General features: G+C 70.5%; 14 protein-coding genes. 4 read left to right on the top strand and 10 right to left on the bottom strand.

Translation table 11 applies throughout. From position 1 onward, the window contains the following. Nucleotides 1-17: 17 nt before the first annotated feature. Nucleotides 18-2,576, bottom strand: a complete 2,559-nt coding sequence (locus IPN02_09715; GenBank protein MBK9297093.1) for an ATP-dependent Clp protease ATP-binding subunit — start codon at nt 2,574-2,576, stop codon at nt 18-20. Between the two features lie 100 nt (nt 2,577-2,676). Next, a complete protein-coding gene (locus IPN02_09710) occupies nt 2,677-4,053 on the bottom strand; it encodes a hypothetical protein (protein MBK9297092.1) in 1,377 nt (458 codons plus the stop codon). Nucleotides 4,054-4,283: 230 nt separating this feature from the next. Between IPN02_09710 and IPN02_09705 the strand changes: the two genes are divergently transcribed. Then, nucleotides 4,284-5,207: a pseudouridine-5'-phosphate glycosidase gene (locus IPN02_09705; protein ID MBK9297091.1), complete on the top strand. Its 924-nt coding sequence runs from the start codon at nt 4,284-4,286 to the stop codon at nt 5,205-5,207. Between the two features lie 25 nt (nt 5,208-5,232). Beyond that, nucleotides 5,233-6,441, top strand: coding sequence for an ATP-binding protein (locus tag IPN02_09700; GenBank protein MBK9297090.1), 1,209 nt, complete (start codon nt 5,233-5,235; stop codon nt 6,439-6,441). Here IPN02_09700 and IPN02_09695 read toward each other — a convergent pair. The 3 genes from IPN02_09695 to IPN02_09685 form a co-directional block, all read right to left on the bottom strand. Then, on the bottom strand, nt 6,411-7,226 hold the full coding sequence (locus IPN02_09695; GenBank protein MBK9297089.1) for an ATP-binding cassette domain-containing protein: 816 nt from the start codon (nt 7,224-7,226) through the stop codon (nt 6,411-6,413). The two genes, IPN02_09700 and IPN02_09695, sit on opposite strands and share 31 nt — an antisense overlap. Continuing rightward, nucleotides 7,115-7,798 carry an ATP-binding cassette domain-containing protein gene (locus IPN02_09690; protein ID MBK9297088.1) on the bottom strand — a complete coding sequence of 228 codons (684 nt, stop codon included), beginning with the start codon at nt 7,796-7,798 and terminating at the stop codon, nt 7,115-7,117. The genes IPN02_09695 and IPN02_09690 overlap by 112 nt, the downstream gene beginning before the upstream one ends. A 64-nt stretch (nt 7,799-7,862) precedes the next feature. Continuing rightward, nucleotides 7,863-8,138 carry a hypothetical protein gene (locus IPN02_09685; protein MBK9297087.1) on the bottom strand — a complete coding sequence of 92 codons (276 nt, stop codon included), beginning with the start codon at nt 8,136-8,138 and terminating at the stop codon, nt 7,863-7,865. A gap of 113 nt (nt 8,139-8,251) precedes the next feature. Between IPN02_09685 and IPN02_09680 the strand changes: the two genes are divergently transcribed. Continuing rightward, nucleotides 8,252-10,231 (top strand): protein meaA, encoded by a 1,980-nt coding sequence (locus IPN02_09680; GenBank protein ID MBK9297086.1) that lies wholly within the window; start codon nt 8,252-8,254, stop codon nt 10,229-10,231. A 188-nt stretch (nt 10,232-10,419) separates the two neighbouring features. Beyond that, nucleotides 10,420-11,415 carry a hypothetical protein gene (locus tag IPN02_09675; protein ID MBK9297085.1) on the top strand — a complete coding sequence of 332 codons (996 nt, stop codon included), beginning with the start codon at nt 10,420-10,422 and terminating at the stop codon, nt 11,413-11,415. A 36-nt stretch (nt 11,416-11,451) separates the two neighbouring features. Here the strand turns inward: IPN02_09675 and IPN02_09670 are convergent, their stop codons facing one another. From IPN02_09670 to IPN02_09650, 5 genes are all read right to left on the bottom strand, one after another. Next, entirely contained in the window at nt 11,452-13,311 is a 1,860-nt protein-coding gene (locus IPN02_09670) for a glycoside hydrolase family 15 protein (GenBank protein ID MBK9297084.1), read from the bottom strand. Further along, nucleotides 13,274-13,750, bottom strand: coding sequence for a hypothetical protein (locus IPN02_09665; protein ID MBK9297083.1), 477 nt, complete (start codon nt 13,748-13,750; stop codon nt 13,274-13,276). The genes IPN02_09670 and IPN02_09665 overlap by 38 nt, the downstream gene beginning before the upstream one ends. 101 nt (nt 13,751-13,851) lie before the next feature. Beyond that, a complete protein-coding gene (gene tal / locus IPN02_09660; GenBank protein MBK9297082.1) occupies nt 13,852-14,958 on the bottom strand; it encodes a transaldolase in 1,107 nt (368 codons plus the stop codon). A gap of 91 nt (nt 14,959-15,049) precedes the next feature. Further along, nucleotides 15,050-16,198, bottom strand: coding sequence for a CoA transferase (locus tag IPN02_09655; protein ID MBK9297081.1), 1,149 nt, complete (start codon nt 16,196-16,198; stop codon nt 15,050-15,052). Continuing rightward, nucleotides 16,199-17,194, bottom strand: coding sequence for a metallophosphoesterase (locus IPN02_09650; GenBank protein ID MBK9297080.1), 996 nt, complete (start codon nt 17,192-17,194; stop codon nt 16,199-16,201). Nucleotides 17,195-17,226 lie beyond the last annotated feature (32 nt).

Here is a 17,226-nt window from a genome sequence, read left to right as displayed (position 1 = left end):
CGATCACGATCGTCGGATCAGTTACCGGACTCCGGGACATCGCCCGCCACATCGCCGGCAACCATCTCCGCCGGCGAGTCGGGCGGGATGAAGCCCTCGACCGCCTTGAACACCGCAATGTTCTCGTCCGGATTCTCCGGGTCGGGCTCAACGTCGACCACGATGATCTGGCCGGCGGTGAACTCCTTGTGGAGCAGCTTCTCCGAGACCGGATCCTCCACCTGGCGTTGGATCGCCCGGCGCAACGGCCTGGCCCCCAACGTCGGGTCGTACCCGGTATCGGCCAAGTGAATCTTCGCCGCCTCCGTGATCTCGAGGCCCATGCCCAATCCGGCGAGCTGCTCGGCAACCCGGGCGGTCATCAGATCGACGATCTGGATGACCTCGTCCTTGCTCAGCTCGTGGAAGACGATGACGTCGTCGATCCGGTTGAGAAACTCGGGCCGGAAGTGCGCCTTGAGTGCGTCGTTGACCTTGGCCTTCATCCGCTCGTAGCTGACCGCCTCATCATTGCGCGAGAAGCCGACGTTGGCCTTGCGCAGATCCGCGGTGCCCAGGTTGGAGGTCATGATCAGCACGGTGTTGCGGAAGTCGACCGAGCGGCCCTGGCTGTCGGTCAACCGGCCTTCCTCGAGGATCTGCAGCAGCGTGTTGAACACGTCGGGGTGGGCCTTTTCGATCTCGTCGAAGAGGACGACCGAGAACGGCTTGCGCCGCACGGCCTCGGTCAGCTGACCACCCTCTTCGTACCCGACGTACCCGGGGGGCGAACCGACCAGGCGGCTCACCGTGTGCTTCTCCATGTACTCGGACATGTCGAGGCTGATCATGGCGGTCTCGTCACCGAAGAGGAACTCGGCCAGCGTCTTGGCCAACTCGGTCTTGCCCACGCCTGAGGGGCCCAGGAAGATGAACGAACCGGACGGACGCTTCGGGTCCTTCAGCCCGGCGCGGGTGCGGCGGATCGCTTGGGACACCGACTTGATCGCCTGGTCCTGACCGATGACCCGCTCGTGGAGTTCGTCCTCCATGCGAAGCAGCTTGGTGGTCTCCTCCTCGGTGAGCTTGTAGACGGGAATACCCGTCCACATCGCCAGCACCTCGGCGATCGACTCCTCGTCGACCTCGTCAAAAAGATCCTCGCCCGAGGCCCTCAGCTCGGCCTCGGTGTTCTCCTTGGCCTCGAGCAACTCTTTCTCGCGGTCGCGCATGCGGCCGGCCTGCTCGAAGTCCTGGCTTTCGACCGCTTCCTTCTTCTGGCGGCTGACGTCGGCCAGTTCGGCCTCGAGCTCACGGAACTCCTCGGGGGCGGCCATGCGGCGGATGCGCAGCCGGCTGCCGGCCTCGTCGATCAGGTCGATCGCCTTGTCGGGGAGGAACCGATCGGAGATGTAGCGGTCGGCCAGGTTGCCGGCGGCGACGAGCGCCTGGTCGGTGATCGTCACCCGGTGGTGCTCCTCGTAGCGCTCGCGCAGCCCCTTGAGGATTTCGATCGTGTGGGCGACCGACGGTTCGTCGACGACGATCTTCTGGAAGCGCCGCTCGAGGGCGGCGTCCTTCTCGAGGTGCTTGCGGTACTCGTCCAACGTGGTGGCACCGATCGTCTGCAGCTCGCCTCGGGCCAGCATCGGCTTGAGGATCGAGGCTGCGTCGATGGCGCCCTCGGCCGCACCCGCGCCGACCAGGGTGTGGATCTCGTCGATGAACAAGATGATGTCGCCGCGGGTTTTGATCTCCTTCAGCACCTTCTTGAGGCGCTCCTCGAAGTCGCCGCGGTAGCGGGACCCGGCGACCAGGGCGCCGAGGTCGAGCGTGTACAGCTGCTTGCCGGTCAGCGTGTCGGGCACGTCGCCATCGGCGATCGCCTGGGCCAGGCCCTCGACGATCGCTGTCTTGCCCACGCCGGGCTCGCCGACGAGCACCGGGTTGTTCTTGGTGCGGCGGCTGAGCACCTGCATCATCCGCTCGGTCTCCTTCGAGCGACCGATGACCGGGTCGAGCTTGTGTTCCTTGGCCAACTGGGTGAAGTTGCGCCCGAACTGGTCGAGCACGGGCGAGCCGGACTGGCCGCCTTCTCCGCTGGATCCGCCGGTGCCGGCGGCGGCCTTCTCGCCGCTGCCGCTGGCGCCCTGCGGGCCGGAGTAGCCCGACAGCAGCTGGATGACCTGCTGGCGAACACGCGACAGGTCGGCGCCCAACTTGACGAGCACCTGGGCGGCCACGCCCTCACCCTCGCGGATGAGGCCGAGCAGGATGTGCTCGGTGCCGATGTAGTTGTGGCCGAGCTGCAGTGCTTCGCGCAGCGACAGCTCGAGCACCTTCTTGGCACGGGGGGTGAAGGGGATGTGCCCCGACGGCGATGAGCCGCCCTGGCCGATGATCTCCTCGACCTGACTGCGCACCGCTTCGAGGGAGATCCCGAGGGATTCCAGGGCCTTGGCGGCGACGCCTTCGCCCTCGTGGATCAGCCCGAGCAGGATGTGCTCGGTACCGATGTAGTTGTGGTTGAGAAGTCGAGCTTCTTCCTGGGCCAAAACGACGACCCGGCGAGCCCGATCAGTAAAGCGTTCGAACACGAGAGATTGCCTCCATACAGGGCCACATAGCCCCGAGACGAGTGATGCAGAGTGTAACCGGAGGCGGCTTCGTTTCGTTCCCGCGGGCTGTAGTGAATTCTCAGCCAGGTACTTTGGGCCCCTGGGCTTCGAGTTGCCGGGCCGCCTCGGAGAAGGTCACGCACCGAACGTCGCTGCGTCCGCATGCGTCCTGGACGAATGAGAGTACCGCCGCGTCGCTCGACGCGCTCTGCGCCCTCTCACCGGCGACGGTGACGACGAAGGGAGCCCGATCGCCGGTCATCGCCGCCGCCAGGCCGTCGGCCAGTTCGGCCTCGAGCGCGCCGGCGTTGGCCGTCGACGTGTCGACCGCCGGCGAGAAGTGCCAGAGCCCAAGGCTTTGCCGGGGTGGGGCGCCCTGCGCCGTCGCCGCCGGCCGGGCGACCATCCAGTGGAGGTCGGCCTCGGCGAGGGCGCTGGCCAGAGCGGTCGGTCCGGCAGCGCTTGCGGCGGTCCCGTCGGCGACGTCGGCGCAGCGGGCGGCGGCGCCGTTCAGCCCGCCGGCGAACAGGTCGGGCAGCTCATCGCCCCAGGCGTTGTACTGGTTGGGGTGAGCCCCCACCGAGCGCAACTGGCCCAGCTCGGAGGACCAATCCCCGGCGCTCCACCCGTCGGCGCCGTCCTTGGGACAGTCGTCGGGCCCCAGCCCGGCGGCCACCTCGTGTCCGGCTGTGGCACGGTCGGCCAGTGCGTCGACCAGCGCTCCGACCTGGCGCCGGGCCTCATCATCGCCTGCAGCGACCGGTGCCGGGGCCTTCTGCCCCGGGCCGGACGGCAGATAGCGGTCGATGCCGACCGGTCCGAGCAGGTCGGTGATCGAGGTGAAGAAGGTGAACCGGGCGTCGGTCGCTGCCGCCACGTCCTCCCAGCGGCGCACCCGCTCGGCGCTCAACCCGCCCCCGACGCCGATGACGACCAGTTGCGGGTCGACATCGGCGGACGCTGGGGTCTGCTGGTCGGGGGGCGTCGTGGATGCCGCCGCGCCCGATGGAGGCTCCGCCGCCGCCGACCCCACACCCATCCGGGGTCCGGCCGGGCCAGCAGGCGATACCAGATCGCCAAGGCGACCGAGCAGCAGCACAGCGACAACGACGGCGACCAGGGCCCCGACCAGCCGGGTGCGCGGGTCGCGGACCAGGTCGATCGGCCCGGTCTGACCGTCGATGCCCAGCCGGTGGAGCAGCCCGGTACTCGATGCGCCGACCACAAGCCGGTGGTCGGGCTGGGGCGCTCGAAGGGCCTCGGCGAAGTTCGAGGGTGCCGCGACGGGTGGCTCGTCGTGGCTGGTCGGGTTGGCCTGGGGCGGGCCGAGCACCCCGGGGACCGCATCGGGGTCGACCCAGGACCGGGTCGACGGGTCGACCGACGGGTTGGGAATCACCACGTCGCCGGGCTCGGTCCAGCTCGAGCGCGGTTCCGCTCCGACGGTGGAGAACACCCCGGTGGTCGCGCCGGTCGGCGCTCCGCTGCCCGAACCGTGTCCGCGCGACTTTGTCGATCGTGATCGGGGCCAGAGCCGTTGTTGTGATGGCCGATCGCCGCGCTCGCGCATGGGAATCCCTCCCAGGAGATCCGCCGCCCGCGCCCATCCACCGTACCGCCCGGTCGCGCCCGATTCGCGGATCCCACCCGCTGCGTCGAATGCCCACCAGATGCGACACTGCACAGATGCCACGACCCGAAACGTCTGTCCGCCTCAGCGACGAGGTCAGCTCCGCCCTGGCCGAGGGCCACCCGGTCGTCGCCCTCGAATCGACGATCTTCTCCCGGATGGGCCTGCCCGCCCCCCACAACCAATCCGCGCTCGCCGCCTGCCTCGACTCGGTACGGTCCGGCGGTGCCGTTCCGGCGATCACCGCCGTGGTCGACGGCGAGGCCCGGGTGGGGCTTGACCCCGACGAGCACGGGCGCATCCTCGAGGCGGACACGAAGACCTCGCGCCGGGACCTGGGGGTGGCGATCGGCGCCCGCTGGCCGGTTGGAGCCACCACCGTGGCTGCCTCGCTGCGGCTGGCCGCCCTGGCGGGAATCTCGGTGTTCGCCACCGGCGGGATCGGTGGTGCCCACCGGGGCTGGGCCGAGACGGGCGACGTGTCGGCCGACCTGGGCGCCCTGGCCAGCGAGCCGGTCGTGTGCGTGTCAGCGGGCGCCAAGGCCTTCCTCGACCTCGGCGCCACCTTGGAGCGTCTCGACACGTTGGGCGTGCCGGTCCTCGGTTGGCGCACCGACGCTTTTCCAGCCTTCTACTCCCGCGACTCGGGCCATCCGGTGCCCCACCGGGTGGACGACCTCGACGAACTGGCCGCCATCGTGGGGGCCACATGGTCGCTGGGCCACCCCGGCGGCCTGCTGGTCGCCAACCCGATCCCCGCCGAGGCCGAGATTCCCTTCGGTGAGATTCGGCCCCATATCGACGAGGCGCTCGGCTCGGCCCGCCGGCTGGGCGTGACCGGCCCGGGGGTGACCCCGTGGGTGCTCGAAGCGATCCGAGAGGCCACCTTCGGCCGCTCGGTGCCCGCCAACCTGGCGCTGGCCGCCGACAACGCTGCGTTGGCTGCCCGGCTGGCCACCGTCCTCGCCGAGTCCCGCTGACCCCGCCGCCGGTACCATGGCTGGGGTGACCGCCCCGGCCACCCCGCTGGGGTCTGCCCAGCTCCCCGAACTCGAGGCGTCCCTGCTGCGCGGGCTGTCCTTGGCCCGCTTGGCGGTGTTCGCCTGGATGGTGGTGGTCGTCATCGTCGCCCGCAACGACGTGGCCAACCCCTGGGTGGCATGGGGTGGGTTGGGGGTCATCGGGGTGTGGTCGCTGTGGGAGTTCGCCCGGGTCCGCGCTCCGATGACCCAACGCTTCGCCGGCATCGTCACCGTGATCGAAACCGGGCTGGCCGCCGCGCTGTTGATCGCCGATCCGTGGGTGTGGACTTCGACGGTCGGGCAGCGCTACGCCTCCGCGTGGCCGCTGATGCCGGTGCTGGCTGCGGCGATCATCTGGGAACGCCGGGGCGGGCTGGTCGCCGCCCTGACGCTGGGGGCGGTCAACGCGGTCGCCCTGGCCGGCCTGGCGTTCGTCGGCGAGCTGGCCAGGCTGGCCGACGCCGGGGGCCAGTCGCTGTCGATCGCGTCGACCGTGGCCCTCTGGCTGGTGGCCGGCCTCGCCGCCGGCGCCGTCGTCGAGCGGCTCGGCCGGGCCGAACGGCGGGTGGCCCAGGCCGAGGTTCGCGAGGAGATGGCGCGCGAACTGCACGACGGGGTGCTGCAAACCCTGGCGGTGGTCCAGCGCCGCAGCACCGACAGCGAACTGTCGCGCCTGGCCCGGGACCAGGAACTCGACCTGCGCTCATGGCTCTTCGGCGACGACGACCTCGCCGGCCCCGAACTCGCCCTCGGCCCGGCGTTGCGGGACGTCGCCCGGCGCGCCGAGCGCACCCACCGGCTGCGGGTGCAGGTGGTGGGGGTCGGTCTCGACGAGGACGCGGGCGGCGGCACTGAGGCCGCGGTCGACCCGTCGATCATCGCCGCACTCGCCGGCGCCGCTGGGGAAGCGATGACCAACGCCGCCAAACACGGCAACGCCGGGGCGGTGACGCTGTACGTCGAACTCGACGACGACGCGGTGTTCGTCTCCGTGAAGGACGACGGGGCGGGCTTCGACGTTGAGGGCGCCGAGGCCGGCATCGGCATGTCGCAGTCGATCACCGGCCGCATCGAGGCGGTGGGCGGGCGGGTCGGGTGGCGCAGCACAGCGCCACACGGCGCCGAGGTGAGCCTGACCGTGCCCCTCACCGACGGCCGGAATCAGCGCCGGCGGGGGGCCGAGCCCAGGTAGGCCGCTTCGAGCGCCGCCCGGTCGGCGAGCAGCTGTTCGGACGGTTCGTCCCGGATCACCCGCCCGCCGCCGAGCACCACGCCGCGGTCGGCCACCGCCAACACCGCATCGACAAACTGTTCGACGACGAGCACCGCTGTGTCGCCCTCGTCGGCCAGGGCCCGCAGGCCGGACAGCAGTTCGACGACGACCCGGGCAGCCAGCCCCATCGACAGCTCGTCGATGCAGAGCACCTTCGGGCGACGCACGATCCCCAGGGCCACCGCCAGCTGCTGTTGTTCGCCGCCCGAGCATGCCCCGGCGCGCCGGGCGGCCAGCCCCGCGAGTGCGGGGAACACCCCGGCCGCCTCGTCGACCGAGGACCCGACCAGGCGGAGGTGTTCGGCGACGGTGAGGCTGGGGAACAGGCCACGGTCATCGGGAACCGACACCATTCCGGCGGCCACCCGGGCTCCAGCCGCGGCCGAGCCCAGCTCCACCCCGTCGACTCGCACCGACCCGTCGGCGCCCGGAACCAGCCCGGCGATCGCCGACAACACCGTCGTCTTGCCGGCGCCGTTAGGCCCGAGCACTGCAACGACTTCGCCGGGTCGCACCCGTAGCGACACGCCGGACAGCACCGTGCTGTCGCCGTAGGCGGCGGTGAGCCCCTCGACCACCAGGCCCTCCTCGGTCACCGGGCGGTCCCCAGGTAGGCGGCGATGACCTCGCCGTCGGCGCGGACCTCCTCGGGCGTTCCGTCGGTGAGCACCCGGCCGCCGACGAGGACCACCACCCGGGAGCACAGCCGGAAGACCAGCGCTGTGTCGTGCTCGATCAGCACGATCCCCAGGCCCTCGGCGGCCAGGGATTCGACAACGGAGGCCAGCGCCTCGATTTCGGTCGGATCCAGTCCTGCGGCGGGCTCGTCGAGCACCACGACCGCCGCCCCGGCGACGACAGCGCGGGCGACCCCGCCCAGCTTGCGTTGCCCGAGCGACAGCTCGCCGGGCCGCCGGCCGCCCCGTCCGCCCAGCCCGACCCGCTCCAAGGTGGCCGCGAGGTGGGCGGCGTCGGCGTGCGGCGCGGCCACCGCGCAATTCTGCGCCAGGGTGAGGTCGTCGATCAGCTCGACGGTCTGCCAGGTGCGGGCCAGGCCCGCCCGGGCCCGCCGGTGGGGCGGTCGCCCGGTGACGTCGTGCCCGTTCACTTCGACGGTTCCGTCGTGGGCGACGAAGCCGCACCAGGCGTCGACCAGCGAGGTCTTGCCCGCCCCGTTAGGCCCGATCAGCCCGACGATCTCGCCGCGCTGAACGCTGAGGGACACGTCGTCGGTGGCCCGCACGCCTCCGTAGCTCACCCCGACGTGTGCGGTCATCAGCGCAGGTGGTTGGTCGACCGGCTCGGCCGATGCGACCAGGGGCGACGGCGCGAAGTTGATCTCAGCCGCCCACGAGCGAGGCCAGGCCCCAGATCGCGGCCACCAATCCGACGATGATCATGGCGACCGCTCGCCCCACCGGCGGATGGGCGGCGCCGGTCGAGCCCGCCGTCTTGGCCTTGCCGGGCCGTCCGCCCGGCTCGGACCCATCGCGCAGGTGCGTCGGCGGCCGAAGCAGCGCCGCCACGTTGCCGACCACCAGCGCACCCCCGAAGGCGAGCACCAGCCAGGCAAGCAGGTCTTCTCCGAGGAACAGTTCAGGGTTCTGGGCCAGCACACCCCCATTCTGGCCGCCGAAGCCCCCGCCCGCACCCGCACCACCTCCTTGCAACACCTCCCGCAGCGGCTCCCGGGCGTGACACCCGCCGCCGTTCCCGAAAGAATGAGGTGATGGCCACCCCTTCGTCCCACTCTGCGTCCCCACGTCGGAAGCCCGACCGCCCGTGGATGATGCGGACCTACTCGGGCCACTCGACCGCCCGTGCGTCCAACGCCTTGTACCGCACCAACCTGGCCAAGGGTCAGACCGGCCTGTCGATCGCCTTCGACCTGCCCACCCAGACCGGCTACGACCCCGACGACCCCCGCAGCCGGGGCGAGGTCGGCAAGGTCGGGGTGCCGGTGGCCCACCTGGGGCACATGGCCACCCTGCTCGACGGCATCCCGCAGGGCGAGATGAACACGTCGATGACGATCAACGCACCCGCCGCCTGGATGCTGGGCCTCTACGTGGCCAACGCCAGGGCCAACGGCGTCGACTCACACGCGCTGCGCGGCACCACCCAGAACGACATCGTCAAGGAGTACCTGTCGCGGGGGACATTCATCTTCGGCCCCGAGCACTCCCGACGGCTGATCGTCGACATGTTCGCCTATTGCAACACCAACGTTCCGCTGTGGAACCCGATGAACGTGTGCAGCTACCACCTCCAGGAGGCGGGCGCGACGCCCACCCAGGAGATCGCCTATGCGCTGGCGACCGCCATCGGGGTGCTCGACGCGGTGCGGGACTCGGGCCAGGTGCCGCTCGACAAGATGCCCGAGATCGTCGCTTCGATCTCGTTCTTCGTCAACGCCGGCATCCGCTTCGTCGAGGAGACCGCCAAGATGCGGGCGTTCACCCGGATGTGGGACCGCATCACCGAGGAGCGCTACGGGGTGAGCGACCCCAAGGCCCGCCGGTTCCGCTACGGCGTGCAGGTCAACAGCCTGGGGCTGACCGAGGCGCAGCCGGAGAACAACGTGCAGCGCATCGTGTTGGAGGCGCTCGGCGTCACCCTGTCGCGCAACGCCCGCACCCGGTCGCTGCAGCTGCCCGCCTGGAACGAGGCGCTGGGGCTGCCCCGCCCGTGGGACCAGCAGTGGTCCTTGCGCATCCAGCAGGTGCTGGCCCAGGAGACCGACCTGTTGGAGTACGACGACCTGTTCGAGGGCAGCCACGTGATGGAGGCCCTCACCCGGAACCTGGTCGACGAGGCCCAGGCCGAGCTCGACGACGTGCTGTCGCTGGGCGGGGCGTTCGAGGCGATCGACGAGCTGAAGGGCCGCCTGGTGCGCAGCCACACCGAGCGCATGCGCCGCATCGAGGGCGGCGACCTGCCGGTCATCGGCGTCAACTGCAACACCTCGACCGCCGAGTCGCCGCTCGGCGGCAACGAGTCGATCATGAAGGTCGACCCCGAGGTGGCCGCCGAGACGATCGCCGACGTCCAGGCCTGGCGCGAGGCCCGCAACGCCTCCGAGGTCGACGCCGCACTCGCCGAGCTGGAGCGGGTGGCCCGCAGCGACGAGAACATCATGGCCTCGACGATCGCCCTGGCCGAGGTGGGCGGCACGACCGGCGAGTGGGCCGGGGTGCTGCGCGAGACGTTTGGCGAGTACCGGGCACCGACCGGCGTCGGCACCGCCGCCGGAGCCGGCCCCGGCAACGATGGCCTGGCAGCTGTCGCACGACGGGTGCAGGCGCTGCCCGGTGGGCCGGTGCGGCTGCTCGTCGGCAAGCCCGGCCTCGACGGCCACTCCAACGGGGCCGAGCAGATCGCCGTCGCCGCCCGCGACGCCGGCATGGAGGTGATCTATGCCGGCATTCGCCTGACCCCGGCTCAGATCGCAGCGGCCGCCCGCGACGAGGACGTTGAGGTCGTCGGCCTGTCGATCCTGTCCGGGTCGCACCTGGAGCTGGTGCCGGAGGTCGTCCGGCTGCTCGCGGAGGATGGCGTTGACGTGCCGGTGATCGTTGGCGGCATCATCCCCCCCGACGACGAGGCACGTCTCCTCAGCCAGGGGATCACCGCTGTGTATACGCCCAAGAACTTCGAGCTGGCGACCATCATGGGCGACATCGCCAACCTGGCGATCGCTCGGCGCTAGCCCGACTGCGTTCGGCCCCTGCGCAATCGACCCGGCTCGGGGCTCACCGACGGTTGCGGCAGGGCTCCAGGTCGGCACCTCATCAGGGAACGGTCGCCCGCCGACTCCCGAACGCGGAGGCCCGGTGGGTATGGTCACCGATCCGGACGGCAGCGAGGAACCACCACATGAGGCGAGGTGTGCGATGTTTGGCCGCGGCCGTCATGGTGGTGGCTGCCACGGGCTGCAACTTCACCGAGAGCGAAGAGATCGCCCGCCCCGACGATAGCGTTGCGACGACGGCGAGTTCGGCGACGACGACCAGCGGAGTACCGAGCGGCGCCAAGCCCCTCGTGGCGCTGGCCGATGGCGCTCAACCCAAACCTGGAGCGACCGTCGACGTGACGACGGTGAAGCAGCTCCAGGCCCAGCTCGTCTCCAAGCAGACCGCCGCCGACCTGCCCGCAGCCGATGGGCGCTACGACCTGACCGGCCGCGTCATCGTCGCACCGCAGCCGGTGATCGACGGGCTGGTCGATGACGGCCGGCTGAGCGATGCGATCACCGCCGACGTCGCGTTCGTCGACGTGCTCGAGGACGAGGCCGGGACCAAGCCAGAGGCGACCAAACCAAACGGGGCCAAGGGCGGACCCAGCTCGTCCACGGCACCGGGCTCGAACGGCACGGTGGACAAGCCGGCGGCGTCCGCTCGAGCCGGCTCGATGCTCATCGGCGAGACCGGGCCGGTCCGCCTGGTGGTCGCCGGATCGGCCGACTGCTGCGGCTTCGCCCTCGTCCGGGAGCGGGATGCCTTCTCGGTCGAGGTCACCGCCTCGGCCCAGGGCCCGAAGTCGCTGCACGTCGTTGCCGTGACCGGCGTCGACCCGTTCGCCAAAGTCGCCAAGCGCGACGCGTACGTGCCCCCGGCGGCGACCGCCAAGCCGATCGGCAAGGTGGCGATCCCCGACATGACGGTGAAGCTGCCGGCGACCCCGCGCCCCCCCGGCGTCACCGATCCCCCAGCCGACCCGGACAAGCGGGCCTCCGTCGAGTTGCCCCCGCCGGCTCCACCGGGCAGTTGGTGCGGCTACCTGGCGATGCGCGCCGTGCCGTTCGACGAAATGGTGGTGATCTGGAACCAGCTCGGCCGACCCGCCCACATGGATGCCGACGGCAACGGCATCCCCTGCGAGACCCGCTACTAACCGCACGCGCCGGAAGCCTGCGATGTCACCTGTGGTTCATGACGCTGAGCTGCCCGCACCCCGCAGCGCAAGGGCGGCCTGGACGAGGGAGGCGTGGCTCAGCGCCTGGGGGAAGTTCCCGATGAACGCACCGGTTTCGGGGTCGACCTCTTCGGCGAAGAGGCCGAGGGGGCCGGCCATGGCGACCAGCTCGTCGAAGACGCTCCGGGCCTCGGACACGTCGCCGGTCAAGGCCAGCGCCTGAACCAGCCAGAACGAGCACGGCAGGAAGGCACCCTCGCCACCGGGCAGGCCGTCCTCACCCGGGGGATATCGGTAGACCAACGGCCCACCGGCGCCCAGCTCCCGGCGGATGGCGGCGACCGTCGACCGGATCCGTTCCGAAGCGGCGGGTTCCACACCGAGCAGCGGCAGCACGAGCACCGCTGCGTCGAGGTCGTCCGACCCGTAGGTCCGGGTGTAGGCGCCCACGACGTCGTTGTAGCCGTGGGCGGCGATGTCGGCGGCCAGCGCCGCGCGCTCCCGACGCCACGCGTCCTGCTGTCGCTTCGGGGTTCGCTGGGTTGCGGAGATGGCGAGGGCCCGGTCGAGGGCCAGCCAGGCCATCAGCTTGGAGTGGACGTGATGGGCCTCGTCGCCTCGGACCTCCCAGATACCGGCGTCGGGATCGCGCCAGCGGGCGACCACCTCGTCGACAAAGCCTCGCAGCGCCCGCCACGTCTCGGTGTACAGGCCGTGGCCGGCGGCGGTGAGCAACCAGGCGGCGTCGATCACCCACCCGTACCCATCGAGCTGATGCTGGTCGGCGGCCCCGTTGCCCACCCGAACCGGCCGGCTGTTGGCGTACCCGGGCCACCCCGTCATCTCCCCTTCACCCCTGGGATGCCGCCCATGGAGGGTGAGCAGCACCGGCAGGCGGGGCCGGTCGCGGCGGCTGGCATGGAGCAGCCACGCCAGGAAGTGACGGGCCTCGTCATCCTTGCCCACGCCGAGGAACGCGCCGATACCGATGCTTGCGTCCCGGGGCCAGGCAAAGCGGTAGTCCCAGTTGCGGATGCCGCCCGGGTCTTCGGGAAGCGAGGTGGTGGGCGCCGCCACCGGCGCACCCGACGGGGAGTAGGTGAGCAGCCGAAGGGTGAGCAGGCTGCGCACCACGGTGTCGCGGTGGGGAATGTCGTCGGGGATGTCGGCGCACCAGCTGCGCCAGCCCCGCTCGTCGTCGCACACGGCGGCCCACGCTCTCGCAGGGTCGACATAGATCAGCGGCTCGTGATCGGCGACACCGACGACGATGGTCAGGTCCTCGCCGGCCTCGATGGTCACCGTGTGGGTCCCACCCGGTTCGAGGTCGAGGTTCGCCGAGCAGGTCAGCGCCATAGCTTCGGCACCCCACGAGCACACGGTGACGTCGCCGCGCCGCTCGACACGTGGTGCGACATGGCGTTCGCCGAGGCGGGGATCGAACTCGATGCCGACCTCGACCGGGCCCTCGACAGCGCTGAGGCGCCGTACGAGCAGCGTGGTCGGCAGGAACCGTCCGGCGACCTCGCTCACCATGGCTTCGGTAAGCGTCAACCGGCCGGCGTCGGTTACCCACGTGGTGCGGAGCGTCGCGGTCTCGTGCCGGTACTCGCGGTCAATCACGGTGGCGGGGGCGTTCGGACCCATGCGAAACCGACCGGCGGCGACGCCGCCGACGAGCCGACCGAACACGGGCGAACCGTCGAAACTCGGGATGCACATCCAGTCGATCGAGCCGTCCGAGCCGACCAGCGCCGCCGTTCGGGTGTCACCGATCATCCCCAGGTCCTCGATCGGCCGGCTCGCCCCGCGCACGGCCTCGTCGACGGCGTCCACGTCAGGTGGCGCGCAACAGGACGCCGAGCGCGATGCCATAGAGGATGTGGGCGACGATCGCCACCGCCGGGGTCCGGGCCCCGTAGTTGAGGCCAAACGGTCCCGGCGGTTCGAGGGAGGCGGTTGACGATCGCCCCGCCCGCGACGACGCCATGTTCGGGTTGACGACTGCGAACCAGGGCACGAGCACGGTGAGCACGATGGCGACGTGAACGATGCCGAGCAGGCCGCCGAGCCACCACGTCGCCCGGCCGAGCAGGGCGAAGACGGCGGCGTAGCCGAGCGCGAAGCCCTGCCCGATGCCGAGGTGGATAAAGAACCCTGCAGCGCGGGCCTTGTCCGGGTCCTCGGTGACGATCGTGCCGAGCATGAGCGGCAGGTCGAGTCGGGTGAGCCCGAGCATCTGCGCGCCGACCATCACGCCGGTGAGCGCAGCGGTGGCGACAAACCCGAAGACGGCCCAGCCCGCCCAGTCCATCTCAGGCCCCCGGCCCAACGGCCGTGCAAGGTGCGGGCGCGCAACCCTTCCAAACCGGCTGTGCACCCCTGCTGGCTGCGGGCCCGCCGATCGAACTCATGTCACGAAGCGGCGAGCGCTTGTGCTTTGGTGTCGAGCGACCCGATCAGGTGCTCGAAGGAGGCGTTGAACTTGTCCACGCCCTCGGTCTCGAGTGTCCGGCCGACGTCCTCGAGGTCGATTCCCACCGCCTCGAGGTCGTCGATGACCTGCTGTGCCGCGTCGGCATCGATGTCGACGGTACGAGCGAGGGTTCCGTGGTCCTCGAATGCCGCGATCGTGTCCTCGGGCAGCGTGTTGACCGTGTCGTCGCCGATGAGGTTGTCGACGTAGAGCGTGTCGGGATACGCGGGATTCTTGGTGGAGGTCGATGCCCACAACGGTCGTTGGGGGCGCGCACCTCGTGCCGCCAAAGCCTCCCAGCGATCGCCTGCGAACCGATCCCGAAAGAGCCGGTAGGCGACCTGCGCCTGGGCCACCGCCGCCCGGCCACGCAGCGCCAACGCCTCGTCGCCCCCGATCGCCTCCAAGCGTCGATCAACCTCGACATCGACCCTGCTGACGAAGAACGAGGCAACCGAGTGAACCGACGAGAGGTCGCCACCTCGTCCGGCGGCCGCCTCCAGACCCGAGAGGTACGCCTCGATCACCTCCGCGTAACGGTCGATCGAGAAGATGAGGGTGACGTTGATGCTGCGAGCCCCGGCGATCATCGCCGCGATGGCATCGACGCCCTCGACCGTCGCAGGGATCTTGACGAGCAGGTTCGGTCGGTCGATCCGCTCATGCAGATCCTGTGCCGCCCGGATCGTCCCGTCGACGTCGTGGGCCAACTCGGGGGCGACCTCGATCGAGACGAACCCGTCGCCACCCCCGCTGGCGTCGTAGACCGGTCGCAACACGCCGAGCGCGTCGACGACATCGTCGACGACGACATCCCAATAGGCGTCGATCAGCTCACGGCCGGCACGGAGCAGATCGGCGAACTGAGCGTCGTAGGCATTCGAGCCCTCGATCGCCTTGGCGAAGATGGTCGGGTTGGCGGTCACACCGCGAATCCCCTCGCTCACCATGCGAGCGAGGGTGCCATCGCGCAGGTAATCCCGCGTGAGGTTGTCCAGCCATGGGCTCTGCCCGTACCCGTCGTGGAGCTGCTGAAGTCGAGTCATGTTTGGCTCCCTACTTCTTAAAGAGGGTCGCGTTAGTTATAGAACGCATGAGGGGTTGCGTCAAGGGCCTGGCTCGAGACCGGCCGATCCCCTACCCGGCCGGTCGACCCCGCTCGTCCCGGCCCGCCCAGCGGATCCTGCCCGGGGTCTCCGAGAACCGGGCGAGTAGCCCCGGCATAGCGATGCCGTCGACGGTGACGGTCGCGTCCCGCTCGACGAAGTGGGGGTCCTCGGCCACGTCGGCCATCGAGTAGATCGGCGCCACCGCAGCGTCGGCCGCATCGAACGCTGTCAGCACCTCGTCGAGCGTGCGCTCGGCGATGAAGGCCGCCACGGCAGCGTCCAGCTCGGCGCGGTGCGCCACCCGCCCGGCGAAGGACCTCAGCCGTTCGTCGTCGCCCAGCCCCACCATGGTGGCGACGCGTGCGGCCACCGTGTCGGCGGAAGCGGACAGCGCCACCCAGCGCCCGTCGGCAGTCTCATAGGCGTTGCGGGGCACCGAGTAGGGCAGCTCCGAGCCCATGCGGGGCTGCAGGGTGCCGTCGGCTGCATAGGCCGCCCAGTTATGCCCCATGAACGAGAACAGGCTGTCGAGCAGGCTGACGTCGACCACCTGGCCCACCCCGGCGTGCACGGCGGCCATCGTGGCGTAGGCGGCCACCACCGCTGTCAGTTCGTCGGTCAGCGCGATCGGCGGCAACACCGGAGGGCCATCCGGGCTGCCGTTGATGTCGGCGAAGCCCGACATCGCCTCGGCGATCGTGGCGAAGCCGGGTCGTCCGGCATGGGGGCCGTCCTGACCGAAGCCGGTCACCCGGGTGATCACCAGCGTGGGGTTGGCCTCCCACAGCACGTCCGGCGCCAACCCCAGGCGTTCGAGTGTGCCCGGGCGGAAATTCTCGATCAGCACGTCGGCCTCAGCGGCCAGCGCCAGCACCGCCTCAAGGCCGCCGTCGGTCTTGAGGTCGGCGGTTCGCAGCACCTTGTTGCGGGCGGTAATCCGCCACAACAGCGACGGTCCCCCGTCCGGTGCCGGGAACCCCATCGCCCGGGTGGGGTCGGGGCGATCCGGGTGCTCGACCTTGACAACATCGGCACCCAGGTCGGCGAGCAAACGTCCGGCGCCCGGGCCGGCGAGCACGGTGGCCAGCTCGAGCACCTTGAGGCCGACCAGGGGTCCGGCCGCCGGCGGGTCGCCGGGGTCGGGCTCGGGCCAGCGGCGGCGCTCGGCGGCGGAGATTCAGCGCCCCAGATCGATCGAGAAGCAGCGATCGCCGAGCTCTCCGAAGGAGTAGATCGGATAGACCCCGCCAAACATGCCCCGGGTGCGATCGGTCCATTCGAGCGCCCGAGCGGTGGACACCCGGCGGAGCACCTGCACCAGCGTGCCCTCGTGAAGGCGGTACTCGGCCCAGGCGCCCGGGAAATCCTTCACGCTGGCGACCTCGACGTAGGGCACGTCGCCCGACGCCGCCACAACCCGGCGCCGGTTGCGGTGGGTGTGCCCGGCGAAATAGCCGCGCACGTTAAGGCGGCGGGCGATCAGCGCCTGCAGGGCCTCGGATGCGTCGGGCAGGATGCCAAAAAATCGATCGGTTCGCTGGTCCTCGTCGGGCAGCCAGATCTGGTGATGGCCAAACACGAGCACCGGCACGTCGCTGTCGGCCGCCTCATCGTCGAGCCGCTCGAGTTGCTCGGCGCTCAGGTCGCCGTTGGGGTGGCCATCGCGGGAGGTATCCAACATGATCGCCAGCGCGCCCGGCAGCTCAACCCGTTCGTAGCTGGGCCCCACCTCGACGTGGTGGTAGCTCTCGTGGTTGCCCCGGATGAAGTGCAGCCGGTCGCCGAACGTCGGCCGGTAGGTCGCCTCAAACTCGGCGAGCTGCTCGGCGGACCCGTCGGTGGTCAGGTCGCCCTTCACCAGCACTGCAACCGGGTCGAGCTCGGCGATCTCGGCCACCGCATCGGTGTTCATCAGCGTCGGGTACGGCGTGCTCCCCGGCGGCACCGAGAACGCCTCGCCCTGCCCGTCGATCAGCCCGGCCTCGGTCTCGCCGAAGTGCACGTCGTTGACCGTGGCGAACGTACCGAGCAGCTCGCCCTTGGGTCGGGGCAGGGTCGTCGCGTCCAGACCGTCGAATCGGTAGGCGGTCGCCGGCTCCAGGCCAACATGGCGATGAACGGTGGTGCCGTCGTGGACGGTCACCTCGTCGGGGGCGACGGTCGTCAGTTCCATCGCTGGTCAACCTATCCGCGCTCGAAGGCTCC

The sequence above is a fragment of the Candidatus Microthrix subdominans genome (assembly GCA_016719385.1).
Classification (GTDB): domain Bacteria; phylum Actinomycetota; class Acidimicrobiia; order Acidimicrobiales; family Microtrichaceae; genus Microthrix; species Microthrix subdominans.
Note: the sequence above shows the minus strand (reverse complement) of the source record. Positions and strands in the feature narration are given on the sequence as shown.